23 protein-coding genes and 1 other annotated feature are annotated in these 25,832 nt (G+C 37.2%); of the genes, 17 read left to right on the top strand and 6 right to left on the bottom strand.

All coding sequences use genetic code 11. From position 1 onward, the window contains the following. Nucleotides 1-3 precede the first annotated feature (3 nt). Genes LLS04_RS03085 through LLS04_RS03075 form a run of 3 tightly spaced genes read right to left on the bottom strand, consistent with a single transcriptional unit; the run spans nucleotide 4 to nucleotide 2,906 of the window. On the bottom strand, nucleotides 4-675 hold the full coding sequence (locus LLS04_RS03085; protein ID WP_323611856.1) for a methionine ABC transporter permease: 672 nt from the start codon (nucleotides 673-675) through the stop codon (nucleotides 4-6). Beyond that, nucleotides 665-1,729 (bottom strand): methionine ABC transporter ATP-binding protein, encoded by a 1,065-nt coding sequence (locus tag LLS04_RS03080; protein ID WP_323611853.1) that lies wholly within the window; start codon nucleotides 1,727-1,729, stop codon nucleotides 665-667. The genes LLS04_RS03085 and LLS04_RS03080 overlap by 11 nt, the downstream gene beginning before the upstream one ends. Next, nucleotides 1,722-2,906, bottom strand: coding sequence for a M20 family metallopeptidase (locus LLS04_RS03075; RefSeq protein ID WP_323611851.1), 1,185 nt, complete (start codon nucleotides 2,904-2,906; stop codon nucleotides 1,722-1,724). Before LLS04_RS03075 ends, LLS04_RS03080 begins: the two co-directional genes overlap by 8 nt. A gap of 34 nt (nucleotides 2,907-2,940) precedes the next feature. Beyond that, nucleotides 2,941-3,180 (bottom strand) — a binding site (T-box leader). A gap of 90 nt (nucleotides 3,181-3,270) precedes the next feature. On the opposite strand from LLS04_RS03075, the gene LLS04_RS03070 reads away from it, so the two are divergent. The 9 genes from LLS04_RS03070 to LLS04_RS03030 all read left to right on the top strand — a co-directional run bounded on the left by LLS04_RS03070 (nucleotide 3,271) and on the right by LLS04_RS03030 (nucleotide 11,594). Then, nucleotides 3,271-4,629 (top strand): aldehyde dehydrogenase family protein, encoded by a 1,359-nt coding sequence (locus LLS04_RS03070; RefSeq protein WP_323611850.1) that lies wholly within the window; start codon nucleotides 3,271-3,273, stop codon nucleotides 4,627-4,629. Nucleotides 4,630-4,936: 307 nt separating this feature from the next. Further along, a complete protein-coding gene (locus LLS04_RS03065; RefSeq protein WP_003774257.1) occupies nucleotides 4,937-5,404 on the top strand; it encodes a QueT transporter family protein in 468 nt (155 codons plus the stop codon). Between the two features lie 163 nt (nucleotides 5,405-5,567). Beyond that, on the top strand, nucleotides 5,568-6,374 hold the full coding sequence (locus LLS04_RS03060; protein WP_003774258.1) for a 3D domain-containing protein: 807 nt from the start codon (nucleotides 5,568-5,570) through the stop codon (nucleotides 6,372-6,374). A 95-nt stretch (nucleotides 6,375-6,469) separates the two neighbouring features. Further along, nucleotides 6,470-7,027, top strand: coding sequence for a ribonuclease M5 (gene rnmV, locus LLS04_RS03055; RefSeq protein ID WP_254007022.1), 558 nt, complete (start codon nucleotides 6,470-6,472; stop codon nucleotides 7,025-7,027). Then, nucleotides 7,011-7,823, top strand: a complete 813-nt coding sequence (rsmA, locus tag LLS04_RS03050) for a 16S rRNA (adenine(1518)-N(6)/adenine(1519)-N(6))-dimethyltransferase RsmA (protein ID WP_323611847.1) — start codon at nucleotides 7,011-7,013, stop codon at nucleotides 7,821-7,823. Before rnmV ends, rsmA begins: the two co-directional genes overlap by 17 nt. After that, on the top strand, nucleotides 7,816-8,658 hold the full coding sequence (gene ispE, locus LLS04_RS03045; protein ID WP_323611846.1) for a 4-(cytidine 5'-diphospho)-2-C-methyl-D-erythritol kinase: 843 nt from the start codon (nucleotides 7,816-7,818) through the stop codon (nucleotides 8,656-8,658). The genes rsmA and ispE overlap by 8 nt, the downstream gene beginning before the upstream one ends. A 178-nt stretch (nucleotides 8,659-8,836) precedes the next feature. Then, nucleotides 8,837-10,201 (top strand): bifunctional UDP-N-acetylglucosamine diphosphorylase/glucosamine-1-phosphate N-acetyltransferase GlmU, encoded by a 1,365-nt coding sequence (glmU, locus tag LLS04_RS03040; RefSeq protein ID WP_323611845.1) that lies wholly within the window; start codon nucleotides 8,837-8,839, stop codon nucleotides 10,199-10,201. 6 nt (nucleotides 10,202-10,207) lie between these two features. Then, nucleotides 10,208-11,179 (top strand): ribose-phosphate diphosphokinase, encoded by a 972-nt coding sequence (locus LLS04_RS03035; protein ID WP_003774263.1) that lies wholly within the window; start codon nucleotides 10,208-10,210, stop codon nucleotides 11,177-11,179. Next, the gene (locus tag LLS04_RS03030; RefSeq protein WP_323611843.1) at nucleotides 11,172-11,594 is read left to right on the top strand and encodes an NUDIX hydrolase; all 423 of its coding nucleotides are present in this window, start codon (nucleotides 11,172-11,174) and stop codon (nucleotides 11,592-11,594) included. Before LLS04_RS03035 ends, LLS04_RS03030 begins: the two co-directional genes overlap by 8 nt. Here LLS04_RS03030 and LLS04_RS03025 read toward each other — a convergent pair. Both LLS04_RS03025 and LLS04_RS03020 read right to left on the bottom strand, forming a co-directional pair. Next, nucleotides 11,570-14,692 (bottom strand): UvrD-helicase domain-containing protein, encoded by a 3,123-nt coding sequence (locus LLS04_RS03025; RefSeq protein ID WP_323611842.1) that lies wholly within the window; start codon nucleotides 14,690-14,692, stop codon nucleotides 11,570-11,572. The two genes, LLS04_RS03030 and LLS04_RS03025, sit on opposite strands and share 25 nt — an antisense overlap. Continuing rightward, complete coding sequence (locus LLS04_RS03020) at nucleotides 14,679-17,111, bottom strand: PD-(D/E)XK nuclease family protein (protein ID WP_323611840.1); 2,433 nt, start codon at nucleotides 17,109-17,111, stop codon at nucleotides 14,679-14,681. The genes LLS04_RS03025 and LLS04_RS03020 overlap by 14 nt, the downstream gene beginning before the upstream one ends. A gap of 109 nt (nucleotides 17,112-17,220) precedes the next feature. On the opposite strand from LLS04_RS03020, the gene LLS04_RS03015 reads away from it, so the two are divergent. The 4 genes from LLS04_RS03015 to LLS04_RS03000 all read left to right on the top strand — a co-directional run bounded on the left by LLS04_RS03015 (nucleotide 17,221) and on the right by LLS04_RS03000 (nucleotide 21,794). Next, nucleotides 17,221-18,012, top strand: a complete 792-nt coding sequence (locus LLS04_RS03015; protein ID WP_323611839.1) for a hypothetical protein — start codon at nucleotides 17,221-17,223, stop codon at nucleotides 18,010-18,012. Further along, nucleotides 18,012-18,767, top strand: coding sequence for an exodeoxyribonuclease III (locus LLS04_RS03010; RefSeq protein ID WP_323611837.1), 756 nt, complete (start codon nucleotides 18,012-18,014; stop codon nucleotides 18,765-18,767). The genes LLS04_RS03015 and LLS04_RS03010 overlap by 1 nt, the downstream gene beginning before the upstream one ends. A 215-nt stretch (nucleotides 18,768-18,982) precedes the next feature. Next, entirely contained in the window at nucleotides 18,983-20,719 is a 1,737-nt protein-coding gene (locus tag LLS04_RS03005; protein ID WP_323611835.1) for a DEAD/DEAH box helicase, read from the top strand. A 94-nt stretch (nucleotides 20,720-20,813) separates the two neighbouring features. After that, on the top strand, nucleotides 20,814-21,794 hold the full coding sequence (locus tag LLS04_RS03000) for an acrylyl-CoA reductase family protein (RefSeq protein WP_323611834.1): 981 nt from the start codon (nucleotides 20,814-20,816) through the stop codon (nucleotides 21,792-21,794). Between the two features lie 17 nt (nucleotides 21,795-21,811). On the opposite strand, the gene LLS04_RS02995 is transcribed toward LLS04_RS03000, so the two are convergent. Beyond that, on the bottom strand, nucleotides 21,812-23,071 hold the full coding sequence (locus LLS04_RS02995; RefSeq protein WP_323611833.1) for a replication-associated recombination protein A: 1,260 nt from the start codon (nucleotides 23,069-23,071) through the stop codon (nucleotides 21,812-21,814). Nucleotides 23,072-23,127: 56 nt separating this feature from the next. Between LLS04_RS02995 and dtd the strand changes: the two genes are divergently transcribed. The 4 genes from dtd to ychF are packed head-to-tail and all read left to right on the top strand — an operon-like array spanning nucleotide 23,128 to nucleotide 25,777. Then, on the top strand, nucleotides 23,128-23,583 hold the full coding sequence (dtd, locus tag LLS04_RS02990; protein ID WP_123170908.1) for a D-aminoacyl-tRNA deacylase: 456 nt from the start codon (nucleotides 23,128-23,130) through the stop codon (nucleotides 23,581-23,583). A gap of 39 nt (nucleotides 23,584-23,622) precedes the next feature. Continuing rightward, nucleotides 23,623-24,477 (top strand): bifunctional methylenetetrahydrofolate dehydrogenase/methenyltetrahydrofolate cyclohydrolase FolD, encoded by an 855-nt coding sequence (folD, locus tag LLS04_RS02985; protein WP_323611832.1) that lies wholly within the window; start codon nucleotides 23,623-23,625, stop codon nucleotides 24,475-24,477. Beyond that, on the top strand, nucleotides 24,470-24,673 hold the full coding sequence (locus tag LLS04_RS02980) for a DUF951 domain-containing protein (RefSeq protein WP_003774276.1): 204 nt from the start codon (nucleotides 24,470-24,472) through the stop codon (nucleotides 24,671-24,673). The genes folD and LLS04_RS02980 overlap by 8 nt, the downstream gene beginning before the upstream one ends. Beyond that, on the top strand, nucleotides 24,674-25,777 hold the full coding sequence (ychF, locus tag LLS04_RS02975) for a redox-regulated ATPase YchF (RefSeq protein WP_123170910.1): 1,104 nt from the start codon (nucleotides 24,674-24,676) through the stop codon (nucleotides 25,775-25,777). Nucleotides 25,778-25,832: the final 55 nt, after the last annotated feature.

Here is a 25,832-nt window from a genome sequence, read left to right as displayed (position 1 = left end):
TCCTTAATGTGTTGTTTTCTTAATAATAAAATTACCAATGCTTTGAATGATCGATACGAATATTAGAATTACGAGTACGGCTACAATTGAAATATCGGTATTGTATTTGTTGTGACCGTATCGGATAACATAATCACCTAAACCACCGCCACCAACAACACCACCAAGTGTTGTAAGCCCGAGAAGACTGATTAGCGTAATTGTAGTAGATCGGACAAGCGAAGGGATGCTTTCACGCAAATAGACTCGCACAACAATTTGGAAGGTAGAGAGACCCATGGATTGTGCGGCTTCGATTAGGCCGCGATCGATTTCAGATAAACTTAAATCGACTTGTCGAACAAAGAATGGTGTACATCCTACTACAAGTGGAAAGATGGTACCTTCGACTCCAATAGCTGTACTCGAAACGATTTTTGTAATTGGAATAAGTGCAGTTAGTAGAATTACGAAAGGTATCGATCTAAAAATATTTACGCAGGCATCGAGAATATGATAGATTATAGCATTTGGTTTCAGTCCATCGTCACGTGTCAAGACGAGGATAACCCCGAAGAATAAACCGGCTAAAATGGAGTATATCCCTGCTTTTGTAAGCATATAAAGTGTTTGTTGGATACTTTCTATAAATTCTGGCCAATATTGTATTAGATTGGGTACAAGGTTATTTACCATTTTCAATCACCTCTACATTAATACTACGTTTCCGTAAATTATCTAAAGCTTCGCGTTTTCGTGCTCCTGCTAAAATCATGAGCATTGTACCTACAATTTCATTTTGGACAATCTCAACATTTGCATGAATGATGCTTGCATTTACATTGAACTGCTGTGATATTTCTGAAATTACGGATTCACGTGTATTTGAACCAATAAAATCGATTCTCACGAGACTTTGATCGCGCTTTAAATCTAAAATATCTGGATTTGTTTTAAAGAGATCGATGGTCTCGAGCGTATTTGTAGTTGTATCCACAAAGTCTTTAGTTATGCGTGCAGTTGGGTTTGCGAATATTTCTTTAACTGAATTTACTTCTTTAACTTCGCCATCTTCCATAACCGCAACGCGATCACAGATGTCTTTTACCACATCCATTTCATGGGTGATAATCACGATTGTTATACCTAAGTCCGTATTTACTTTCTTTAAGAGTTTTAATATTGTTTTCGTTGTTTGTGGATCAAGAGCACTTGTTGCTTCGTCACACAGAAGAATATCTGGATCATTAGCGAGAGCACGGGCAATTCCGACACGTTGTTTTTGACCGCCAGATAATTGACTGGGGTAAGCATTGGCTTTGTCCTGAAGTCCTACAAGCTCTAAGAGGTCCATAACTTTTTTAGTTACAAGGTCCTTCGATAGTTTTTGATCTTTGAGTGGGAATGCGATATTTTGAAAGACAGTTCGTGATTTCATAAGATTGAATTGTTGGAAAATCATGCCAATTTTTTTACGTTGTTTTCGTAATTGTTGATTTTGATGTTTTCGCACCGTATAGCTAGATTTTGATAGATCGGGATTGAGGTGTGTTCCATTAACAATAACATTTCCCGAGGTTGGAACTTCAAGTAAGTTTATACAGCGTACAAGAGTGCTTTTTCCAGCGCCACTGAATCCGATAACACCAAATACCTCACCTTTTTGGATATCGAGGGAAACATCTCTAAGTGCATGGATGGCTTTATCTTTTGTATTAAAAGTCTTACTAATATTTTGGAGTTTAATCATATTGTTTCGCAATCCTTTCTTGGTGTTCGTTTTTGATTGTTTGGAGAAGTTCAGGATTAGTCAATAAATCAAGTGCGGTTAAGGCAAGCAGTTGTGCACCGAGTTGGATGGAACCAAGTCCTTTAGGACTGCATGCTGCTGCTTTAAATTCCGGACTGTGACCTGCGATAAAAGTGTCTGATATGCTTATGGTTGGTTGGATTGTGGGTACAACATAGCTCACATTTCCAACATCACTTGAGCCAAATGTAGAACCATCTCGATCAACAATATCATAACCATATTCTTGAAGATGTTTAAGGTAGAGTTTGTCAAAGGAAGACGTTATAACAGTATCATCTACAGCGTTTTGGAATAAACCAAATTCATACTGACATCCAGTAGATAATGCAGCCCCTTTTACAATATTTTCGAAGCGCTTGTAGACATCTTGGAGGGTAGCCCGGGTATTAGCTCTTAAGTAGAAGCGTCCCTTCGCAAATTCTGGGATGATATTTGGCGCTACGCCACCATCAGTAATGATTCCGTGAATCATGACGTCTTTAGGAAGGTGTTGTCGTAAGGCGTTACTTGCATTAAAGACTTGGATAAGTGCCTCAAGTGCATTGATACCTAATTCGGGAGCAGCTGCTGCATGACTTGGCTTACCGAAGAAAGATACATCAACAGGATCATTCGCTAGAGTTTCCACAGTGAGACTGTGTAAGTAACCGGGATGGACACACAATGCTGCATCCACATCATCAAAGTAATGTTCACGAACAAAACTCGCTTTGGCACTTCCGTTTGGTCCACCTTCTTCTCCAGGTGTCCCATATATACGAATTTCCCCACCGATATCATCGATGATCGACTTTAATGCGGTCGCAGCGAGAATGGATGTGATACCAAAGAGGTTGTGACCACAGGCATGTCCAATACCGGGTAATGCATCGTACTCCGCAAGGAATACAATTACAGGACCGGGTTTGTTTGACGTATAACGAGCATCAAAGCCTGTCGGATGTCCTGCTACCCCAACAGACACCGTAAATCCTTCTTCAGTACAAAGTGAGCTTAAAAGATCACAGGCATAGACTTCTTCATTACATATCTCTGGATGTGCATGAAGATCTAATGCGAGTGCTTTATAATAATCGATACGCTGTATTACAGCTGATTCAATACTATTTTTCATATACTTTCCTCCTGACAAATAAAAAACGCCCATCCCAAAGGATGAGCGTGCTCATGTTACCACCTTAATTTATTAATACCTCACGGATATTAACCTCTTCAAGTTCTATCAAACTCTATCGCTTTAACGGGCGCTCCCGGCGTAGCCTAAATCTTTCGAATTCAACTACACAGCTCCAAGGCCATTTTCAGTACGCTTCCATTCATCTGCTCTCACCAACACAGATTCTCTGTAAAACTTTTCACGAACTTACTTTCCTTTTCATTGCTTTTCATCATTATCTTCCAAAATGTAATATTTGTCAACCAATTCATTTCACATTTCACATTGGGTGACATATGATATACATAAGGAGTGTGATTTAATGAACCTATTCGATAAGCAAAAAAAATATTTTAATTCACAGACTACAAAACCAATAGTATTTAGAAAAGATGCATTAAATAAGCTTGAAAAAGGACTTAAAGCTTATGAAAATCGAATCTATGACGCGTTTAAACAAGACCTGGCGAAACCTAAAATGGAGGTATACACGACAGAAATTGCAGTTGTATATCGATCAATTCGTGATGCGCAAAAAAATATCGCTCAGTGGATGAAACCACAAAAAGTTAAAACACCTTTTGTTCTTGCGGGAAGAACAAGCTTTAAACTTTATGAACCCTTGGGAAATACATTAATTATCGGTCCCTTTAATTATCCATTACAACTTGTCCTCGTACCACTTGTAGGAGCGATTTCGGCAGGGAATACCGCTGTAATCAAAACATCAGAACTTACACCTGCAATATCAAGTGTTATTCATGAGATGATTTCCGAGTTTTTCAGCGAAGATTATATTGCGGTTGTAGAAGGAGATGTGACAGTGAATCAAGCCCTTCTTAAACAACCGTTTGATTTCATTTTTTTCACAGGAAGCACACAAGTTGGGAAAATTGTTATGAAACACGCGGCAGAAAATCTCACGCCTGTTGTTCTGGAACTAGGCGGAAAAAGTCCGTGCGTGGTAACAGAAAATGCGAATATCTCCCTAAGTGCAAAACGCATTGCTTGGGGAAAATTTCTTAATAATGGACAGACCTGTGTAGCGCCGGATTATGTTTTAGTCTCAAGAACGCATAAGGAGGTATTAACCAAAGCCCTTATCAAGGAAATCAGATCCATGTATGGCGCTGATATCCAAAATAATGAAGATTATGGCCGAATCGTGAATATAAAGCACGCTGACCGCCTTAAACAGATTCTGGAAGCACATCAAGCAGATATTGTCTTTGGAGGCAGTAATGAAGGAACATATATCGAACCGACACTTCTATCTCTAGAAAACGCTCATAGTGTGGTGATGGAATCAGAAATTTTTGGACCAATCTTACCAATAATTGCCTTCGATACTTTGGAAGAAGCATATACAATAATCGAAAAAAATCCAAAACCCTTATCATTATATATGTTCACAGAATCCTACGAAGAACAAGAAGCGATTCTTAATCGTATTCAATTTGGTGGTGGATGCATCAATGATACAATATTGCATCTTGTAAATGACGCACTTCCTTTTGGTGGGATTGGAAATTCTGGAATCGGAACGTACCACGGATTTTCGAGTTTTGAAGTTTTTTCGAATTGTAAATCAATCATGAGATCAAATTCATTTCCACTTTCGATAATGTATCCACCCTATCATCAATCCAAATTTAAGTTCATTAAAAAAATATTCCGATAAAATTTGAATAAAAATTTCAAAGAGGATTTGTTTCTATTTAATAATAAAAAAAAGTTATGACTAAAATAGACGTTTCATTAGAATAATAAAGAAGAAAAATCCAAAATAATCATACGTATTTTCAAGTGAAAAAAAGCAAGATTCTTATAGGGAAATAACCGCTCTATATATAAGGATAGGAAATACGAAAAAAAAGTCATTATTTATGGGGGGAAATTGACTCGCAAAAATTTGGAAAACCATAAATATTAAAATTAATTTGAAAGACTTATGATATAATACAAACGATATTAAGAGAGGTAATAATATGAAAACAAAAGATTTAGCCTTAGAGGCATTAATTGCGGCAGTATATATTGCAGTTACGGTTCTTCTAAAACCCATTTCATATAGCTTTATGCAAGTTCGTATTTCGGAAGTTATGTTGATTCTTGTTTTATTTAACCGAAAACACGCTTATGGATTAATTATTGGTTGTCTATTAGCGAATTTTGTAAGTGATGCAGGAATTCTTGATGTAATTTTTGGGACTTTAGCAACAGCAATTACATGTTTATTAATGAGTATTACAAAAGATGATCATTTAGCGCTTGTGTGGCCAGCACTTGTGAATGGGATTATTGTGGGAGCAATGTTAGGTTATGTTCTCAATGTTCCTTACTTACCAGCTATGGGCTGGGTATTTTTAGGTGAATTTATCGCAACATTTGTACCAGGCATTTTCTTGATTAAGCCACTTAAGAAAAATACCAAGATGCAAGAAATTTTTGGATAATCACATAATTTCCCACAATTGAATTGATAACGCCAAAACTCACTTAGATAGTGAGTTTTTTAATTTCACAGCGTCTTCACAAACAAGCGAAACGTAAAATTATTTGCCAAACAAATATTCTTATGCTATTCTTCACAGGTCTTTTTTGAAAGGAGACATTTTAATGAAGAAATACTTAGTGATTATCTACATGGTGGTCATGGTAACAATCATTAGTGGATGTGCCGTGAATGCGGACGCCAATGTGGATATTACCTATCCAGTACTTAATGACATCGCTGAAAATAGCGATGAACCCTATAGGTTTAAAATTAGCGAAAAAATTGAAGATTTAGAAGAGCCTGGTGTTGAAGAACGCGAAGCTTCTGAGGTTGTCTCGGGTGGAGCCAGTTGGATCTATGCCAAGACACAAGATGGTGTACGTGGTACAAAAACAACAAAATACAAAGAAACATATAACATAAAAGACGAATTGTTATCACGTGTAGAAATTCCTGAAGCAGCGGTCATCGAGCCAACAACGCCCACACTTTACGAAGGTGGACAAAAAGCTCAAGCAGGTGCTTATTACGAAGCAAGCCGTATTACACGATACGGAGTTGATTGTGACGGCTGTAATATGAACAGTGCGGGTGAAGGCGGTACTGCTGCCGGAGTTCGTGTAAGTACAACAGCAGTTCAACAAGGAGACGGTTCTTGGTTGCCAGGAATTACATATAACGGATATTACATCATCGCAACATCAAGCTCAATTCCAATGTGCTCGATCGTTGAGATATCAAACCACACAGTAAGTGGTAAAGGAATTGAGTACAATGTACCGTTCCGTGCAATAGTATTGGACCGTGGTGGTGCCATTCAAGGGTCAAAAATTGACTTGTTTGTTGGTACAGAAACCAATATGGGCGTAACCCAAGGTTCAGTTCAGAATGCTCATGTTGAAATTATAAGCGTGGGTAACGGCTGTTAAAGCTAATGATAGGGTCTTAAGTAGCCAAAGGTCCTATCAACAAAGACCGAGTTTACTCGGTTTTTTTTGTTTTTAAAACATGATATAATTGAGCCATGAACAAACTAAAGATACAAGAAGTAATTGTTGTAGAAGGAAAGCACGATAAGGAGAAAATCCTTAAATGTGTTGATGCCGATGTTATTATGTCCAGTGGCACCCACATGTCTGCAGAATTCTTAGCATTATGTAAAAGAATGAATGAAGAACGTGGCATCATTGTTTTTACCGATCCTGATGGACCCGGTGAAATGATTCGACGTCGTATTATTGAGACGGTCGGATCGTGCAAACATGCATCGCTTCATGTCTTACAAACAAAAAAGAAACAAAAAGTAGGTATTGAACATGCAGACTGTGATGATATTGTCGAGGTTCTAAGTACCTGCTCTACTTTTGCTTTAAACAATGAATCCTTAACGCTTCATGAATTCCAATCATTGGGACTCAGTGGCGCAAGTGATAGTGCATTGCGTCGTGATTTGTTATCGGAGGCGTTCCGTTTTCCTAAATCAAATGCGAAATCATGCCTGAAATATCTAAATATGCTTAACATTACAAAAGCAGACTGCCTAATGGTTTTGAAAGAGAGTAATTATGAAAACAATCGCTAACTATTCCGTGAGTATGGAATTATTACGTCGCTATGAACGACGCGCAAAGAAACACTTTGGACAAAACTTTATTATTGATCCTTCGGTTGTCCGCAATATCGCATCACAAAGTGGTGCAGGAGGAACTGTTTTAGAAATTGGTCCTGGCTTAGGTGCTCTAACGCAACAGCTGGCGGAAACGTACGATAAAGTTATTGCCTATGAAATCGATCCTCATATGGTTGAAATATTAAATGAAACACTTGAAGAATATGATAATGTGAATGTTATTCACCAGGACTTTTTAAAAGCGGATTTAAGCATGTATACAGAACCAATAACGGTTTGTGCGAATTTGCCGTATTACATTACAACTCCAATTCTTTTTAGATTGATGGAGTTGGATATCGTCGCGATGACGATTATGGTTCAAAAAGAGATTGCAGATCGTCTTGGAGCGCATCCACAAACAAAGGACTATAGTTCGCTTTCGATTCAAATGCAATATTATTTTGATGTGAAGACTGTTCTAAAAGTTTCGAAGGAATCGTTTCATCCGAGACCAGGTGTTGAGAGTATTGTTATTAAACTAACACCGAAACACCAAACAATGCCTTATGATGAGAAAACATTTTTTGAATTTGTTAAGAAGTGTTTCCAGTTTAGACGTAAGACATTAGTGAATAATTTGAAGACAATTGATAAAGATGTTGATTATGCGAGTGTTTTAGAGTCTTTAGGGCTTGAAACAAACATTCGTGCGGATTATTTAACCTTTGATGATTATATCCGTCTTTATGGAGCTTTATATGCGTAAAAAAGCGTATGCAAAGATAACACTCTATTTGCACGCAGAAAAAAGGGTTGATAATATGCTTCATTTCAAGAATATTATCGTCCCTATTGATCTTTTTGATATGGTTTATCTAGAGAAACATGACACCATGCATATCGAAACAGATAAAACATATTTACCTAATGACAAAAGAAATACAGTTTTTAAAGCACTCATGATCATGAAACGACAATTTAATATTGAAGATAACTTTAAAGTACGTATCGTGAAAAATATCCCCGCGCAAGCAGGACTTGGGGGAGGGAGTGCAGATGCAGCTTGTGTCATTCGAATGATTGATGAAATGTACCAGTTAAATCTTACGGATGAAGCATTAATTCAGATTGCACGTCAAATTGACGAAGACACCCCTTATTGTCTTTTTAATCAACCGATGGTTGTGGAAGGGATTGGCGATGTATTAACACCTTTAGATTTGGATATGGATCTTTATTATCTTATTATCAAACCAAGTTTTGGTGTAAGTACAAAGTCCTTTTTAAAACGATTTAAAGACTTTACTGATCTGAAGATGTTTAATCGTTGTTTGGAGGCAATTCATAACAATGATTACAAGGCTTTAGTTGAGAATACACATAATGATTTCCAACAGCCTGTTATTAAACGTAATACAAGGCTGAAGAAAGTAGTACGTATCCTTGAGAAACAAGGGCTCGAGGGTGTTTGTATGAGTGGAAGTGGAACCTCTATATACGGTCTCTCCGATCAAAAAGAGAAGGTCATGGAGGCATATGAGACACTTGTTTTAGACTATCCCTTTATTAAGTATGGGAGAATTTTAAAATCTAATGATTAAACTGAGTTCTTGTTTTCACAAAGAACTCTTTTTTATAGGATTAAATTCCGAAAGTTGATTATAAAACACATGATAAGGGACATATCACCCATAGTTTACATTTACTTTTATGAAATATGACGGTTTTACCGAATGTAACAGTTTGAAATGTGTTAAAATGGTTGCGGAGGCGGTCACAATGAAATATGCAATTGTTTTAGCAGCGGGTAAAGGTACCCGAATGAAATCAAATCGAAACAAGGTTATGCATGAAATACTTCATAAGCCTATGATTGGTCATTTAGTCGATCATCTTGAAGCGGTTAATACCGATAAAATTGTAGTTGTTACAGGACACCAAAATGAGCAAGTAGAATCCTACTTGGGCGATCGTGTTGAATATGCATTCCAAAGCGAACAAATTGGAACTGGAGATGCTGTATTGCAAGCACAGCAACTTCATGGAAAAGAAGGTTCTACACTTTTAGTATTTGGAGATTGTGCATTGATTCAGCCAGAGACGCTAAATCATATCTATGAACAGCATGAGGGGCATGATTTAACGGTTATCTCTGCGCAATTACAAAACCCGGGGACTTATCGTCGTATTGTACGTGATAACCAAGGACACATTGATCGGATTATCGATTACCGTAATTTGACAGAATCCGAAGTGTCGATTACAGAAATCAGTCTTGGTATTTATTGTGTAAACAATGAGTTACTTTTTAAATATTTACCAGAGATTCGTGATGAGGAAGTTACAGAAGAGATTAATCTCATTCGTCTCGTAGAGATTTTGAAAAAGAATGGTCATTCAATTCAATCTTTACGTGTATCAGATCACCAAGAGTTTTTAGGTGTCAATGATCGTATGCAGCTTAATGTCTCGAATAAATGGTTACAATCACGCGTAAATGCAAAGCATCTTGCGAATGGTGTAACGATTATGGATCCACAATCAACGTACATTGGTACGGATGTTAAGATTGCGGAAGATGTAACGATTTACCCTAATAATTATATTTATGGTAATACAACTATTGGTACTGGAACTACGCTCTTACCGAACTGTTGGCTTGAAGATGCAATTGTTGGTGAAAATTCCACGATTGATGCATCTCGCATTGTAAACAGTGAAGTTAAAGATTTTGTAACATTGGGACCGTCATCACACCTTAGAATGAATACAGTTGTAGGTTCTCACGCTCGAGTTGGAAATTATGTTGAGTTCAAAAACACTCAATTCGGGGACTATTCAAACTGTGCACACTTGACATATTTAGGTGACGCAATAATTGGAAATAAAGTTAATATTGGCTGTGGCGTCGTAACCGTAAATTATGACGGCAAGAAGAAATATCAAACTGAAGTACGCGATGGAGCATTTGTCGGAAGCAATGCAAACCTAATCGCGCCAATTACTATAGGGGAAAATGCAGTGGTGGCGGCAGGATCGACAGTTAATGGCGATGTTGCTGATGGGGAGATGGCTATTGCACGGCCTCGTCAGGAAAACAAACCTGGATATGGTGCGAAATACAAGAATAAAGAGGGTAAATAAAAGACTATGAGAGAAGAAATGAAAGACAATACAGTTATTTTTGCGTTATCGTCGAACGTAGAACTAGCAGATGAGATTTGTGAACATTTAGATTTAGAACGCGGTAAGATTGATGTACGTCATTTTGCAGACGGTGAAATCTTGATTGAACCACTTGTTTCTGTTCGTGGAAAACATGTTTACATTATCCAATCTACAAGTTCACCAGTAAGTGAAACATATATGGAAGTTCTTATTGCAATTGACGCATGTAAACGCGCATCTGCAGAAGAAATTACAATTGTTATGCCATATTATGGATATGCACGCCAAGATCGTAAGGCTCGTGCACGTCAACCAATTACTTCAAAATTGATGGCAAATCTATTACAAACAGCCGGAGCAGACCGTGTTGTGACAATAGACTTGCACGCACCACAAATTCAAGGATTCTTTGATATTCCTACAGATGACCTCACTGCAGTTGCAATGATTGGTCAATACTATAGAAATAAAGACTTCCAAGATGAAGTTGTTGTTGTATCACCAGACCACGGTGGAGCAACTCGTGCGCGTCGTCTTTCAGACACAATTCCTAACTCAACAATCGCAATTATCGATAAGCGTCGTACAAAACCAAATGTTGCGGAAGCAATGAACTTAATTGGTGATGTTGATGGAAAAATTGCCGTTGTTATTGATGATATGGTTGATACAGCTGGATCACTCATGGGTGGAATCAATATGTTATATGAAAAAGGTGCTAAAGAAGTTTATTGTGCATGTACACATGGTATTCTTTCAGGACCTGCTATTGAGCGCATTTCAAATTCTGATATTAAAGAGTTATTGATTACAAATACAATTTCTCTAAAAGAAGAAGCACGTCAAGAGCCGAAAATTAAAGAGATTTCTGTTGGATATATGCTTGCGAAAGCAATTGAAGCGATTCAATTACATACTCCTGTAAGTACACTCTTTGATTTATTCAATGACTAGTCAAACATTTCTTAAAGTTAATCTCGTTATCGTTTTCGACACAAAGGCCGAAAACGTTTTGATGTGTCATCGACAAAAGAATCCTTATAAAGGACTCTACAACTTTGTCGGAGGCAAAAAGAATCCAGGAGAATCCGATATAGAGGGTTCCTATCGAGAACTATTTGAGGAAAGTGGAATAACCGTAGATGATATCGAAATCAGACCATTGTTTTTTACGCAATATTTTGAGGACGGTATCGAGTTGCAAGTATATTACGGTTACCTTAACCACGAAGTAGTTCTCGTTCCAGAAAAAAATCCCCTATTATGGATGCCCATAACAGAGAATTTCTCGGATGACACGCGTTTTGCGGGTCAAGGTAATATCAAACATATGATGGATTTAATTTATGAATCCAAGCAAGGTATGTAATGATTTAAGTGGAAACTATAGATATATGTTTTAATTAAAAGCTCTGGGTATATGATACCGAGGGCTTTTTTATATGCTTTGATCCGATCTTCATAACGCTCAACAATAATTTCTAAAGGAGCATTATCACTTTTAAAGTCGACAAGAATCAGTTCTGATTTGTTGTACACATAGAAGTCAATAACACCAGCATCGCCATCGATTAGATAAGGCATTTCTTGTTGGATATGTGGATAACGATAAAGTTCTTGAGTAAAAGGATGCTCGTTATAAGCTTGAAGTCTGTGCTTGAATTTCGGTTCGAAATTCTCAAGATCAGCTTCAGTCCACAGTCTATGAGGGAGCTTTTCTACCGCCTCGTGTAAGGTAGAACCAAAACCTGTGGCAAATTCAAATGACTTATCGAAATTTAAATCGCGATTTTTAGTAAGGATTGGAACTTCTTGATCTAAAGACAGGGCCAATTTCTCCGTGAAAATTGAGGAGACTTGATCTTGTTTGATGGGGCTGAGACTGTTTTCTGTAAGTTCCATGCCATCGATAACTCGTAAAACGGTATTGTGAGGACTCGCAGCAAGAAGTAAATCAACTTTTCGTTTATGGTTTCGAAGTAATTGATAATCTAAAGATGCTGGTTGATACTCTTTTACCACATCAACAAGAATAAGATGTTTTTGTGGTCTGGTTAGCGCTACATAGAGTAACCGAAGGTTTTCTTCAATCTCTTCATTATCTTGTTTAATCTCCATAACCGTTCGAATGAGATTACGTGAAACAAAGCGCATCGGCAATTCAACATGATTCAAGCCAACGCCAAAGGCATCGTCATTAAGTAAAATATCGCTGTGGTCACGCACTGCATGACGTCCCATCCCCCACAAGAAGACAATTGGAAATTGTAATCCTTTAGATTGATGGATGGTCATGGCAGTTACGATATCTGCATCTTTATTTAAAGGTGATGCTTCGCTGCTTGTATCATCCTTAAACTCGGCAACAAATCGTACAAAGCCTTGCAAGGTTGGGACTGAAGATTCTTGGTACTGGATTGCTTTTTCAAGTAGAAAGTCCAAGTTCGTTTTATCTTGTAGCGAAAGATCGTTATTGTAGACATCGTTTAGTTGAATAATCTCTTGAATAATCGAAATGAGATCTTTAGAACGCCATGATAAAACCATGGTATCAAGGGATTCATAAAGCTCAGGATTTTCTATTTCAAGTGCTTTTCGAATACTTGAAGCATCCATGAGTTTAAGAGCTGCAATTTGATCGTCAGAATAATTATAGAATGGCGATGTGAGTACTGGCACAAGATAAAAATCATGGAATGTCGTCGCGTAGTTAAGTAAAGCGACAACAGAAGCGATGATTTCGGACTTGTAAAAGCCGCTTTGATCATCAATATAATGAGGGATGTTATATTCTTCGAAAGCCTCTTTGAGATACCCTTTACTTGCATGGGATCGAACTAAAATTACCATGTCTTTAAAGCGATAGCCTTGGCTATGATAATTAATAATCTCTTGAGCAATATGTTGGGCACGGAGTTGATCAGATGTTTTATTAAAACGGTTATCAAGTTTTTCAATAATATGAATTTCTACAGGGTGTGTATCTTCGCTTTGAGCAGGAATCCCAACATTTACATGATCATGTTCATCATAAGTAATTCCAAATGTGAGGTTCATAAGTTTATCAAATACGTAGTTATTGTACTCAACAATATCTTTTTTTGAACGGTAGTTAAAGCTAAGGTATAAATTTTGGGTTGTATCATCAAGCATTAAATTCTGCATGATATTAGGTTTGGCACCACGGAATCGATAAATCGATTGTTTAATGTCACCAACTCTAAAAATATTATTACCAGTCGATATTTTAGTAATGATTTCATCTTGATATTCATTAGTATCTTGAAATTCATCAACCATTATTTCTTTATATTTCTGTTTTACCAGATCCGAGATCTCGCCATTATTCTCGTTAAGGATACGAAGTGCCATAGATTCAAAATCGTTGAAGTCTAAACAGTTTTCTTCTTCTTTCAACGATGAGAAAGCGTCTAAATAATCTTGGGTCATTTGAATTAAGAGCGAAACGGTTTCTAATTGATTGTTTAGTAATTGGAAGTGTTCATCCAATTGCATGTAATTCTCAAAAATTCGATTGACTGTTTTCTCGATTCGTTTTCGCTGTTCGGTATAAACATCATTTTTTGTATCCGCAATTACTTTGAAATTACATACCGTCGGTATTTGGTCATAAAATGAGATATCTTGTTGACGGATTAGTGATTCTAAAGTTCGGAGTCCTTCAATAACTTGAAGCAACATTGAACTTTGATCAAAATACTTCTTACCTTTTTTATCGTTTGGATCATATGATTCATCTGAGATTGCAATAATACCTTGAACATCTTTAATAATCTCACGTACTTGACGAAGATAAAAATCAAAGAAGATTTGTTTAAATTCTTGTGGAAAGTCATTGAAATCGTTGATGCTATGAAGTGCTTTAACAGATTGAACCGCGCTTTCCGGATCTTTCTTGCTGATTAGCCAATTAGCGTTATTGTAAATTGCATTTTCTAAGGATTTGTAATCCAGAGGATTTGTTGAGAAAACATCGAGTAGATATTTAAGATTGTCGTAGTCATCTTGCAACCATCGATCAAAAGTTTTTCGCATAGCTTGCCGTTGAAGTAACTTTGTCTGGGCGTCGTCAAGGATATTATCAGCACGTGAAGGATTTACCCCAATAATATAACCATAGTTTTTGATAACTGTAAGACAGAACGAGTGGATTGTGGAAATCTGCGCTGTTTCAACTAAAGATATTTGTTCTGCGATAAAATCGGATTCATGTTTTCGATATTCGTCGTTAAGTGATGCAAGCAAACGTGTTTTCATCTCGGATGCGGCCGCCTCGGTAAAGGTCATAGCACACACTTCATCAATACGGACATTATCCTGAATAATTCGCTTCATTAAACGCGCAATTAAAACTATAGTTTTACCCGCTCCAGCAGATGCGGATACAATTACATTTTGATTTAACGCTTCAATGGCTTGTTGTTGCTGGGGATTAAATGTCGTCATGTTTTATTTCCTCATCATCTTTCTTTAAATCTAAATCCTTGTCAATTTCAATACTTGAATCCTCAGGATCTAAAACTCCATTCATAACATCAGAATAGATGGTTTGATAGATCTGGGTAAGAAGTGGTTTTATTTTATTCATATCATAAGGTTTTGTCCAAGCAGTGATAACCCCATCTTTTGATTCACGCAAACCACCAAAATAGGTTGCACTATCATAAGAGTCTAAGGGTTGTTCAAACAACCAACCTTTATAGCGTTTTGCTTTGAGCCATTCTGCCTCGAAATCGATGTCTTTTACAATAACACCTTTCGCGACTTTATACTCAAGAGCGGTTGTTGTTAGGTTTGGATTTTTAAATCCGTAGTAGTAAACAGCGAGACATTTTTTTTGAAATGCTTTCTCCGCAATCATCGCATACGTAAGTAATTGCAACTGTGTACCGGCTTTAACGTTTTCGGCGGTCATTGCTAATTGAGAACTTTTGTAATCGATAACTTGTACATAATGGTCATTTTCATCAATACGATCAATAATACCGCGAAGCACGATGCCATTAAACATTGTTTCTTCACGGAACCACCGCTCTTTAGATACAACCTGAAATGATGTATCGGCCATTGAAGCATCGACAAAATCAAGATTTTGTTTCATTAAATCTTGATTTCGATCGTAGATCATACGATAGCGCGGATGAGTCATTGGAAATACTTTACGAACATCAGTCCATGGATCAATATTTTTTTTATCGTGGTAATACTCCATTACAGCATGATTAACTGTACCAATAATGCGTGGATCAAATTTAAGAATCTCAGGTTCTCGAATTTTAAGACCTCGTTCCATAAAAAATTGATAGGGGTCATTTAAAAACATTTGAAATGCGGATATGGAACCGATAAGTTTTCCATCTTCTAAGTAAATTTCTTTCGCAAGCGATGGACTTAGGCGGTGTTTGATGGATTTCCGATATGTGTTTTGAGTTAAAATCCAAGATTCAAGGGCTGCGTTGTTTTCCCGTGCAAATTGCTCAACGGGATAAGAAACCTCTTGGCCTTTTCCTTCATACGTTGCGGAGCTATACGATAGAGTCATATTGGCATTATGATCAAAAACGTGATTTTGCATTTTAAGTGTGAATTGCGTACGTTCATCTAATCGTGGATAACCCTTAATACAGCTCAAGTATGCCTCATCAATAATCCCAGTCCGTGATCGAATAGTCGGGAAATTTTTAGCGGATAAATTGACGACATATAAATGATCTTGTGGTATGAGTGGGAGTGAACAATAATCAACGATACGGAGTGGGGAAACATTTTGTTGATGTGCTTGAAGTGAATCAAGATGCTCCAACATTAATAGATAGGTTTCCTCTTTGTATTCTCCTAAATGTTTTTCAAGTAAAGAACAAAGCGGCGTTAAGTCACCATGTGTATGACTTTTGATAACGTTATAACAAGCAATCAGGGTTTCTTTAAAATCTAAATTCATTATCGCACCGAGATATTCTTTGAGTCGAACAACGTCCTCTTGAATACAACTTTGTAGTGCAAATAAATCAGGGTAAGATTCAGTTTCCCCACATAAATCATAAACGCCAAAGACATCGTTAAGTTCAAATTCAAAATGGGTGAGATAAGTAACGATATCTTCACGACGTTTTAAACCAAATGCTCCTGACTCGATTGCTTTAATTAATTGATGAATATTTGGGTCAAATGCGAAATCGAGTAAAGCACGATATTGAGATTTCATGAGATCAAATCGACGATCTTGTAATTTTAGTGGATAACCATAACGCTCGAAAATCGATTCGATAAGTGGTTCCATCATCGATTTGTTCGCAACTGCAATGGTTGCTGATTTGTACCCATTACGAATGATATCCTGCACAACGGCTTCGAGTTCACTTCGAGGATTCAAAGCAACTTTAAAAGCGATTGACTCAGGTTTTTGAGATTGTGCTTCAATAAAAGGAATGTTATGACGCGTTAAAAACGTGTACTCCGCATGGGATAATCCGTAAGCAACCGCTTCATACGCCACATCTTCTCGCACAACTGGTTTCTCAAGATATGGATCAATAAGGGATAAACATTGAAAGATTTCTTCTTGCAAGGGTGTTTCATGAGGACAAGCATCCAAACTCAAACCATATAAATACAGTTCTTGTAATAAGTCTATAAGTACATGCATCGTCTTAGGATATTTCAAGACTTCTTGAAGACGAGGGCAATTACAGGTTTGGAGTTGATTAAACACCGAAATTTCCATAGAGCGACGGTGTGTATCCGATTCAAAAAAAGCAAGCTTAAAATCACGAACAGCTACTCCGAGATAGTAATTTTGTTCAGATAATAAGATATGCTTTAAATCTTCATGGAAGATTCGATTACTAACGATGATTTTGTGCATAAAAATCCCCCTTTAATATCAATTATAAGGGATAATGAGTGGAAGTGTATGGGTCTTTTAAAAATTCCTTAAATATGTCATGATATAGAAGTAAACAAAGGGGGAAACTATGGGGTTAGTTTATGCTATGAGTGAGATCAAAGATAAACGCCAGGGGGGCCATGAATGTACATTTAATGGTTTTCTCGAGGACTATTTAAACTTTGATACTGCTCAATATAAAGAATTACTTGAAAATGTATTAGAAATGGATGATTCCATACGTGTTATGGAAAATGTCCGCATCCATATAAATAAAGATTTAGTAGCGAATAAAATTATACGCTATAAAGATGTCCATAAAATTCCGAAAGGTTATATTAAAGCGCCCTTAATTTTGTATAGTGAAGGACAAGAACGAGAATTCGCATTAATCCTTGTTGATCGTAACTATCTTGAAGCAAAAGGAATTTACTACTGCTTAACCGAACAAGGTGGAATCTTAGGGGCTTATCGTCATAATGTATTGGTATTACCAATTGAAGAAACTGAGATTATATTGGAATTGTTGAAGATATTACCAAGTGATCGACCAACGATTGCATCACTTCAACGCGAACAAGATCGTCGACATTATCGTGATACAGAAATGCTTATTGAAACAGCCATCGCAAAAGGCCAAGAAAACATTACGTATATCAACCAAAGTCTTCGCGATGACCCACAAGGTCGAGCAGATCGAATTCACCAAACAATCGCATCATGGTATTTACTTAAAAAAATGCTGTATGTTCAATATATGATGGATAAGGACACCTTACTTAAAATAAACAATGGCGATATCAAATTACATCGCCAAAAAGCAAAAGAACATTGTAATAAAATAGAATTTATACCATTTAGTGAACTTTGGAGGATATGATGAAACTAATTTCGTGGAATGTTAATGGTTTACGTGCCGTTATGAAAAAAGATTTTGAAGGGATTTTTGAAGCAATGGACACAGATGTTCTTTGTCTTCAAGAAACCAAAATGCAAGCGGGTCAATTAGATTATGATCCAGAAGGCTATTATGCATATTATAACTATGCAGAGAAAAAAGGATATTCTGGCACTGCTGTTTATACACGCATAAAACCACTTAATGTTACCTACGGAATTCAGGAAGACGAACATAATACGGAAGGTCGTGTCATAACATGTGAGTATGAAGACTTCTTTCTCGTTTGTGTTTATACACCCAACTCACAACCAGAATTAAAACGTATCGATTACCGTATGCAATGGGAAGATGATTTCAGGGAATATCTTAAAATGTTGGATGAAACAAAACCTGTTGTCTTGTGTGGGGACTTAAACGTCGCTCATAAAGAGATTGACTTGAAAAATCCTTCAGCGAATCGTAAAAACCCAGGCTTTAGTGATCAAGAACGTGAACAATTTACGAATCTCTTAGAAGCTGGATTTATTGATTCGTTCCGTGAATTACATCCAAACGCAATCGACCGTTATTCCTGGTGGAGTTACCGTGCCAATGCACGGAGTCGAAATACAGGATGGAGAATTGATTACTTCGTTGTCTCAGAGCGATTAAGAGATGCCATTGAAGCGGCAGATATTCTCGATCAGGTTCTTGGAAGTGACCATTGTCCAGTAATGATTAAACTCAATTTCTAAGAGCTACCTCTTGATGATTTCGCATCAAGAGTTTTTTTATGCAATTGTGAATCCGGTGAAAATTTAATGTTAATGATAATCGTTGTATACTCACAATCACGCACACAATGTAAACGGTATCTTAAAAATGATTAAACGATATCGGTGTAAATCCATGACTTTTGTCGATGATAATGGTATACTATCACGGTGTGTTGAAAGAAGTAGGAAAATTAATGACATTTAAAGAACTAGAATTAGAAGAAGAAATCGTAAGAGCAGTAACCGAAAAAGGTTATGAAGAGCCAACTGATATACAATCACAGGCAATTCCAATATTGCTTGGTAATCATGACTTATTAGCTCAATCTCAAACAGGTACAGGTAAAACTGCGGCGTTTGGGTTACCAATGCTAAGTTTGACTCAACCTGGAGATAAGAAACGAACAAATTCGTTAATCCTATGTCCTACACGTGAGTTATGTATGCAAGTGGCTGAAGAAATGAGAAGTTTCTCGAAGTATAAACAAGGCGTTAATATCGCATGTGTATACGGTGGTAGCCCTATTGATAAACAAATTAGAGACCTTAAACGTGGTGCAGACATTGTAGTCGCAACACCGGGTCGTTTAATGGATCATATTCGACGTAAGACAATCCGTTTAGATGATTGCCGTCATATTGTCTTGGATGAAGCTGATGAAATGCTAAATATGGGATTTATTGAGGATATTGAAGAAATTTTTTCATTCCTTCCTGAAGAACGCCAATTCGCATTCTTCTCAGCAACAATGCCTAAGGAAATCGTTAAATTAAGCGAGAAATTTTTGGTTGAACCAGAAAGAATCACACTATCTCGTAACAATCTAACTGTTTCTCGTATTAAACAAATCTATTACACTGTTGAATCAAGAGATAAAGTTGATTTAACAATTCAATTATTACAATTGCATAAAACAAGTGGAACAATGATATTCTGTAATACCAAAAAAATGGTTGATGAACTTACAACGCAATTAAATAAAGCGGGATTCCCTGCTTTAGGGTTACATGGAGACATGAAACAAGAAATGCGTTCAATGGTAATGAGCCGCTTTAAAAAAGGTATGGTTTCTGTGTTAATTGCAACCGATGTTGCAGCACGTGGAATCGATGTTGACAGTATGGATGTAGTTATTAACTACGATATACCTCAAGAATTAGAATATTATGTACACCGTATTGGACGTACAGGTCGTGCTGGTAAAGAAGGTCTTGCGATCACTTTAGTATCACGTAGACAACGTTATGCAATTAAGCAAATCGAACGTTTATCAAATTCAACTATTGTTGAAACACCACTACCAACTAAGGAGCAATTAAACGACTTAATGGTAGATCAACTTGCTCGTGAAATCCGTAAATGGAATGATCATGAACAAGGTAAACTCTTTAATATCGCGTATGAAGGTCTTCGTAATGAGAACTTTACACAGGAAGAAATTATTGTTGCTTTCATTAATAAGATGATTAGTGAATCAAACTTAGAAGCAATCAAAGTTTCAAAACAAAAAGATGTTAAGAATAAAGGTGAAATATCACGTATTGGACTATCAGTTGGAGACCGTGATGGTATCGCTGCAGCTCACCTTGTAAGTGCAATTGCAACTGCAAGTGGAATTCGCGGAAAAGATATCGGACGTATCAAAATTGATGACAATGAAAGTACCGTGGAAGTTCCTCGTGAATTTGCACAAGATATTATTAATAAATTATCAGACACAAAAATTAATAGTAAAGATGTGACCGTTACTATGGTTGATGAATTTGCACAACCAACACCACGTGGTGGACGTAACGGACGCGGAGGACGTGACTCGCGTCGTGGCGGTGGAAACGATCGTCGCCGTGACGGAGGTCGCCGTGATGGTGGTGGACGTCGCGATGGCGGAAAACGTTCAAGCGATCAAGGTCGTCGTAGCAACAAAGGATAGCAAAAAGATGGGTTTACCCATCTTTTTTTTGTGCTTAATTCGAAAATGCTACTATTTATGCTATTATATCAATAACAACACTCTAGGAGGTCTTATGGAATATAAAGCGCTCGTTTTAAATATCAATCAAGATAATGTCATACCGGAAATAAAGATACTCAATACAGATGACCTAAATCATGACGTTTTAATCAAGGTCTCTTACGCCAGTGTTAACTATAAAGACGGACTTGCGATGAGACCCAAGACACGCGTTGTAGGAGAATATCCTATAGTTGTTGGCATTGATTTCACCGGTACGATTGTTGAATCGAAAGTGGATAAATTCCATATTGGTGATGAAGTTATTGTAACCAGTCACGATATCTTAAAATATCAAACGGGTGGTTTTGCGGAATATGCTTGTGTTCCATCTTCGGAAGTGACATTACTCCCCGAATCACTCAGTCTAAAGACTGCGGCAATTATTGGAACAGCAGGTTATACTGCTGCACTTTCAGTTTATCGTATGATGCAACAAACAAATCCAATGAAACGTGAACCTGTGTTGGTTTTAGGGGCAAGCGGTGGTGTTGGTTCTGTTGCATGTGCAATTCTAGATCGACTTGGATACCCAGTCACAGCTGTAAGTCGTAAAAAAGAAATTGCACGTGATTATTTTGACGCTTTAAATGTAAAAGAAGTTCTGCATCCAGATGAACTGACTGCGGAACCTCTCAAACCACTTGGAAAGATGATGTGGACCGCTGTAATTGATCCAATCGGCGGTAAATACAGCTCCTATCTCTTACCACATCTCAATTACGAAGGTGTTTATTTACTAAGTGGTAATACCGCGGGAGCGAAATTTGAAACTACCGTATTTCCATTTATTTTACGAGGAACCCAAGTGATTGGGATTGATTCTGTGAACAATAATCTTAAAGATGTACTGTGGGGATTAATTGCTACAGACTATAAACCACGTAATATTCAAGCACTTTGTGATCGTGAGATAAATTTAGAAGATGTACCTCAAGCACTTGAAGATATTCTTGAAGGTAAAATGATGGGGCGAACAATTGTGAAATTATAAAAAGAAACCGTAGATGTCTACGGTTTCTTTTTTTCTTTGAGCTTTCTTAAGTTATTAGTACGTTGAACTTTTTTTAGTTGTTCATAATTTGAAGCATATGTTTTTTCCGCAGAATTTAGATTTTGAGGACGATAGAATTCTTCGTTTTTAAGTTCATCGGGTAAGTATTGGATTTTATGCCACAAATCATTACGCTCATAATCATACATATCTTTGTCATCAACACCGACAGCATTTAACCGAAGATATTGTGGCACTTGGTGTGCTGTTTCGCGCACTGTTTTTAAAGCAGCATCAATACCATGTTCTCCTGCTTTTGATTTCGGAGATAGTGCACACTCAATTACAACGACACTTAATGGTAGTTTGGCTTCTGGAAATCCAATACGTTTTGCGGCATCAATTGCAGTGACAACACGGGCACATAGTGCGGGATTCGCAAGACCAATATCTTCATATGCAATCGCAATAAGTCGTCGTTCGATGGAATCCATATCGCCAACATGAATTAATTTCGCAAGATAATAGAGTGCTGCTTGCACATCACTTCCACGAATTGACTTTTGGAATGCACTGAGGGCATCATAATGATTGTCACTGTCTTTATCCATGGAAATATTAACAGAGAGACTTAGTTTTTCAAGATGATTTTCTGTGATGATGTCATCACGAGTGGACTGTACGAGTAGGTCAAGTGCATTAAGGGCATAACGTGCATCGCCATTACAACTTGAAGCGATGGATTCCAGCACATCCTCCTGCACGACTTGATCGTTTTCAAATACAGAAGAAGCACGCTTAAGTATGGACACAATATTATTATAATTGAGCGGTTTAAATTCAAATAAATGTACGCGTGATCGAATTGCGGGATTGATCGAAAAATAAGGATTTGCAGTCGTTGCACCAATCATCGTGATCAGACCACTTTCCACATGTGGTAGTAAAATATCTTGTTTATCTTTATTTAAACGATGAACCTCATCGATAATCACAACAAGACCACTGCTCATTTCGGCTTCAAGAAAAAGAGCATCAAGTTTCTTTTTATTATCAGTAACCGCATTAAAAAGACGATACGGTCGTTTTAACGAATTAGCGATGGCCATCGCAGTCGTTGTTTTTCCCGTACCGGGAGGTCCAAAGAATATCATGGAATGCAGGTTACCGCTCTCAACAACATTTCGTAAAATTTGATTTTCACCAAGTAAATGTTCTTGTCCGATGATATCATCAATCGTTTCAGGTCTTACTCGGAATGCTAATGGTTTGTTCATAAAATCACCCTATATATTGTACCATGTTTACGGTAGAATAGAGATGAGGTGATTTCATGAAAATCGTTATACAAAAAGTTAAAGAGGCAAAGGTCATCGTTGAGCAAGAAGTAGTAGGAGAAATTAAGCAAGGTTATATGCTTCTTGTTGGGATGGAGACAGGTGACACAGATGCAGATATTAAAAAGGCAGTGGATAAAATAGCGTCAATCCGCTTATTTGATGATGCAGACGGAAAGATCAATTTAAGTATTCAAGATGTTGGTGGAGCGATTCTTTCAATCTCTCAGTTCACATTAGCTGCGGATTGTCGTAAAGGGAATCGACCAAGTTTTAGTAATGCAATGGAACCAACTCAAGCAAATACGATGTTTGAGGCATTTAATGCGGGATTAAGAAATCATGGCATTGATGTTGAAACGGGGATTTTCCAAACACATATGAATGTTGTTTTGGATAATGATGGACCAATCACCATCGTGCTTAATATTAAAGATGGTAAGGTAATTTAAGGTGTGGTATTATTATAGACGTTAATTGGAGATGATAACATGACAACAATACTTGATGGATTAGCTGTTTCAAAAGCGATACGAGCTTCATTAAAAGATGAAACGGAAGTATTGATCAAACAGGGTAAACGTGCGCCTTCACTAACGGTTGTGATCGTAGGCGATGATCCTGCTTCCCAAACGTATGTGAACTCTAAAGTAAAACAATGTAAGTCTGTAGGGTTTTCTTCGCAGGCTATTTCGTGTGAAGAAGATACAACCCAAGAAGCACTTTTAGAAATCATTCACACATTAAATCACGATGAACATGTGGATGGTATTTTGGTACAGTTGCCGTTACCGAAACATATTGATGAGAATGTTATTATTGAAGCTATTGATCCCAAAAAAGATGTAGATGGATTACACCCATTGAATGTTGGATATTTGGAATTAAATCGTCCAGGATTTGTTTCGTGTACGCCTAAAGGGATTGTACGATTATTAGATTGGTATAATGTGGAGATTGAAGGTAAACGTGCATTAGTGATCGGACGAAGTCGTCTTGTAGGTAAGCCAGTTTCAACGCTTTTAACCCAAAAGAATGCGACGGTAACGTTAGCACACTCAAAAACAAAAAACTTAGAGGAACTTGTTCGATCTAATGATATAATTGTGGTTGCCATGGGTAAACCCGAAGCAATTCCATCTTCATGGATTTCAGATCAACACGTACTTGTTGATGTAGGGATTCATCGCGTAGATGGGAATCTAAGAGGTGACGTAGATCGTCACGCTTATGAGATTGCAGCTTATGCGACGCCAGTTCCTAAAGGCGTAGGCCCGATGACAATAGCCAGTTTATTGGAAAATACAATGATTGCATATAAACTTAAGGAGTGTCAGCATGATTGATAAAACATATGGTTTAGGTGATATTGTACAAATGAAAAAAGATCATCCATGCAAAAAATCACAGTATTTTAAAATTACACGTATGGGTGCAGATATTAAAATTAAGTGCGAAGGGTGTGGGTCGGTCATTATGCTCACACGCCAAGATTTTGAAAAAAAATTAAAAAAAGTAATCGAAAGAAACGAGGAATTATAGATGGCATTAACAGCAGGAATTGTTGGATTACCAAACGTTGGGAAATCCACATTATTTAACGCAATCACGAAGTCACAGGTTGAAGCAGCAAACTATCCATTTGCGACGATTGCACCAAACGTCGGTGTTGTAAAAGTAAACGACCCACGACTTGACACAATTCAAAAATTTATTGAGTCTAAGAAGATTATCCCTACAACTTTTGAGTTCACCGATATTGCGGGACTTGTAAAAGGGGCTTCAAAAGGTGAAGGATTAGGAAATCAATTTCTATCAAATATTCGTGAAGTAGATGCCATCGTGCATGTTGTGCGTTGTTTTGCGAACTCGGATATTGTGCATGAGCACGGTATTGTTGGAGATCCAATCTCAGATATCGAAATTATTGAAATTGAACTGATGCTTGCCGATTTACAAAGTGTGGAAAACCGAATTTCACGTGTAGGCCGAAAAGCTAAATCCAATGATAAAGAAGCAATGGCAGAAATGAAGTTATTGGATCGTGCTAAAGAAACACTTGAAAATAACCGTCCTTTAAGTGATCTAAACTTAAATGAAGATGATGAGAAACTTGCGCGTACATTCCATTTCTTAACTATTAAACCTGTTATTTATGTAGCGAATATCGATGAAGACAGTCTTATGGATATTGAGAGTAATGAAATGTACCAAAAAGTAAAAGCTTATGCGGAGGCACGTTCATGTCGTGTAATTCCTGTATGTGCAAAAGTCGAAGAAGATTTATCAAGTCTTGAAGATGATGAAAAAGCAGCATTTTTATCCGACTTAGGTGTGCAAGAGAGTGGTTTAGATGTCTTAGTTCGAAATAGCTATGAAATCTTAAACTTACGTACATTCTTTACGGCAGGTCCTCAAGAAATTCGTGCTTGGACCTTTGTGGATGGTATGAAAGCGCCGCAATGTGCTGGTGTGATTCATACAGACTTTGAAAAAGGATTTATTCGTTCTGAAACTTATAATGTGGAAGATTTAGAAGCATACGGAAGCGAACAAGCAATTAAAGAAGCAGGGAAAATGCGTTCTGAAGGTAAAGAATACGTCATGAAAGATGGCGATATTGTACACTTTAGATTTAATAATTAGTGAAAAGAACCCCCTATCTCCATTAAATTGGATAGGGGGTTTTATGATAATAAAA

Source organism: Erysipelothrix enhydrae, from assembly GCF_035066605.1.
GTDB classification, from domain to species: Bacteria; Bacillota_I; Bacilli_A; order Erysipelotrichales; family Erysipelotrichaceae; genus Erysipelothrix; species Erysipelothrix amsterdamensis.
This window is presented reverse-complemented; position numbering and strand designations above follow the sequence as displayed.

Excerpts from the sequence above, each read along its gene's own strand:
- LLS04_RS03085 (WP_323611856.1), bottom strand. The coding sequence starts at position 675 with ATGGTAAATAACCTTGTACCCAATCTAATACAATATTGGCCAGAATTT.
- LLS04_RS03080 (WP_323611853.1), bottom strand. The coding sequence starts at position 1,729 with ATGATTAAACTCCAAAATATTAGTAAGACTTTTAATACAAAAGATAAA.
- LLS04_RS03075 (WP_323611851.1), bottom strand. The coding sequence starts at position 2,906 with ATGAAAAATAGTATTGAATCAGCTGTAATACAGCGTATCGATTATTAT.
- LLS04_RS03070 (WP_323611850.1), top strand. The coding sequence starts at position 3,271 with ATGAACCTATTCGATAAGCAAAAAAAATATTTTAATTCACAGACTACA.
- LLS04_RS03065 (WP_003774257.1), top strand. The coding sequence starts at position 4,937 with ATGAAAACAAAAGATTTAGCCTTAGAGGCATTAATTGCGGCAGTATAT.
- LLS04_RS03060 (WP_003774258.1), top strand. The coding sequence starts at position 5,568 with ATGAAGAAATACTTAGTGATTATCTACATGGTGGTCATGGTAACAATC.
- rnmV (WP_254007022.1), top strand. The coding sequence starts at position 6,470 with ATGAACAAACTAAAGATACAAGAAGTAATTGTTGTAGAAGGAAAGCAC.
- rsmA (WP_323611847.1), top strand. The coding sequence starts at position 7,011 with ATGAAAACAATCGCTAACTATTCCGTGAGTATGGAATTATTACGTCGC.
- ispE (WP_323611846.1), top strand. The coding sequence starts at position 7,816 with ATGCGTAAAAAAGCGTATGCAAAGATAACACTCTATTTGCACGCAGAA.
- glmU (WP_323611845.1), top strand. The coding sequence starts at position 8,837 with ATGAAATATGCAATTGTTTTAGCAGCGGGTAAAGGTACCCGAATGAAA.
- LLS04_RS03035 (WP_003774263.1), top strand. The coding sequence starts at position 10,208 with ATGAGAGAAGAAATGAAAGACAATACAGTTATTTTTGCGTTATCGTCG.
- LLS04_RS03030 (WP_323611843.1), top strand. The coding sequence starts at position 11,172 with ATGACTAGTCAAACATTTCTTAAAGTTAATCTCGTTATCGTTTTCGAC.
- LLS04_RS03025 (WP_323611842.1), bottom strand. The coding sequence starts at position 14,692 with ATGACGACATTTAATCCCCAGCAACAACAAGCCATTGAAGCGTTAAAT.
- LLS04_RS03020 (WP_323611840.1), bottom strand. The coding sequence starts at position 17,111 with ATGCACAAAATCATCGTTAGTAATCGAATCTTCCATGAAGATTTAAAG.
- LLS04_RS03015 (WP_323611839.1), top strand. The coding sequence starts at position 17,221 with ATGGGGTTAGTTTATGCTATGAGTGAGATCAAAGATAAACGCCAGGGG.
- LLS04_RS03010 (WP_323611837.1), top strand. The coding sequence starts at position 18,012 with ATGAAACTAATTTCGTGGAATGTTAATGGTTTACGTGCCGTTATGAAA.
- LLS04_RS03005 (WP_323611835.1), top strand. The coding sequence starts at position 18,983 with ATGACATTTAAAGAACTAGAATTAGAAGAAGAAATCGTAAGAGCAGTA.
- LLS04_RS03000 (WP_323611834.1), top strand. The coding sequence starts at position 20,814 with ATGGAATATAAAGCGCTCGTTTTAAATATCAATCAAGATAATGTCATA.
- LLS04_RS02995 (WP_323611833.1), bottom strand. The coding sequence starts at position 23,071 with ATGAACAAACCATTAGCATTCCGAGTAAGACCTGAAACGATTGATGAT.
- dtd (WP_123170908.1), top strand. The coding sequence starts at position 23,128 with ATGAAAATCGTTATACAAAAAGTTAAAGAGGCAAAGGTCATCGTTGAG.
- folD (WP_323611832.1), top strand. The coding sequence starts at position 23,623 with ATGACAACAATACTTGATGGATTAGCTGTTTCAAAAGCGATACGAGCT.
- LLS04_RS02980 (WP_003774276.1), top strand. The coding sequence starts at position 24,470 with ATGATTGATAAAACATATGGTTTAGGTGATATTGTACAAATGAAAAAA.
- ychF (WP_123170910.1), top strand. The coding sequence starts at position 24,674 with ATGGCATTAACAGCAGGAATTGTTGGATTACCAAACGTTGGGAAATCC.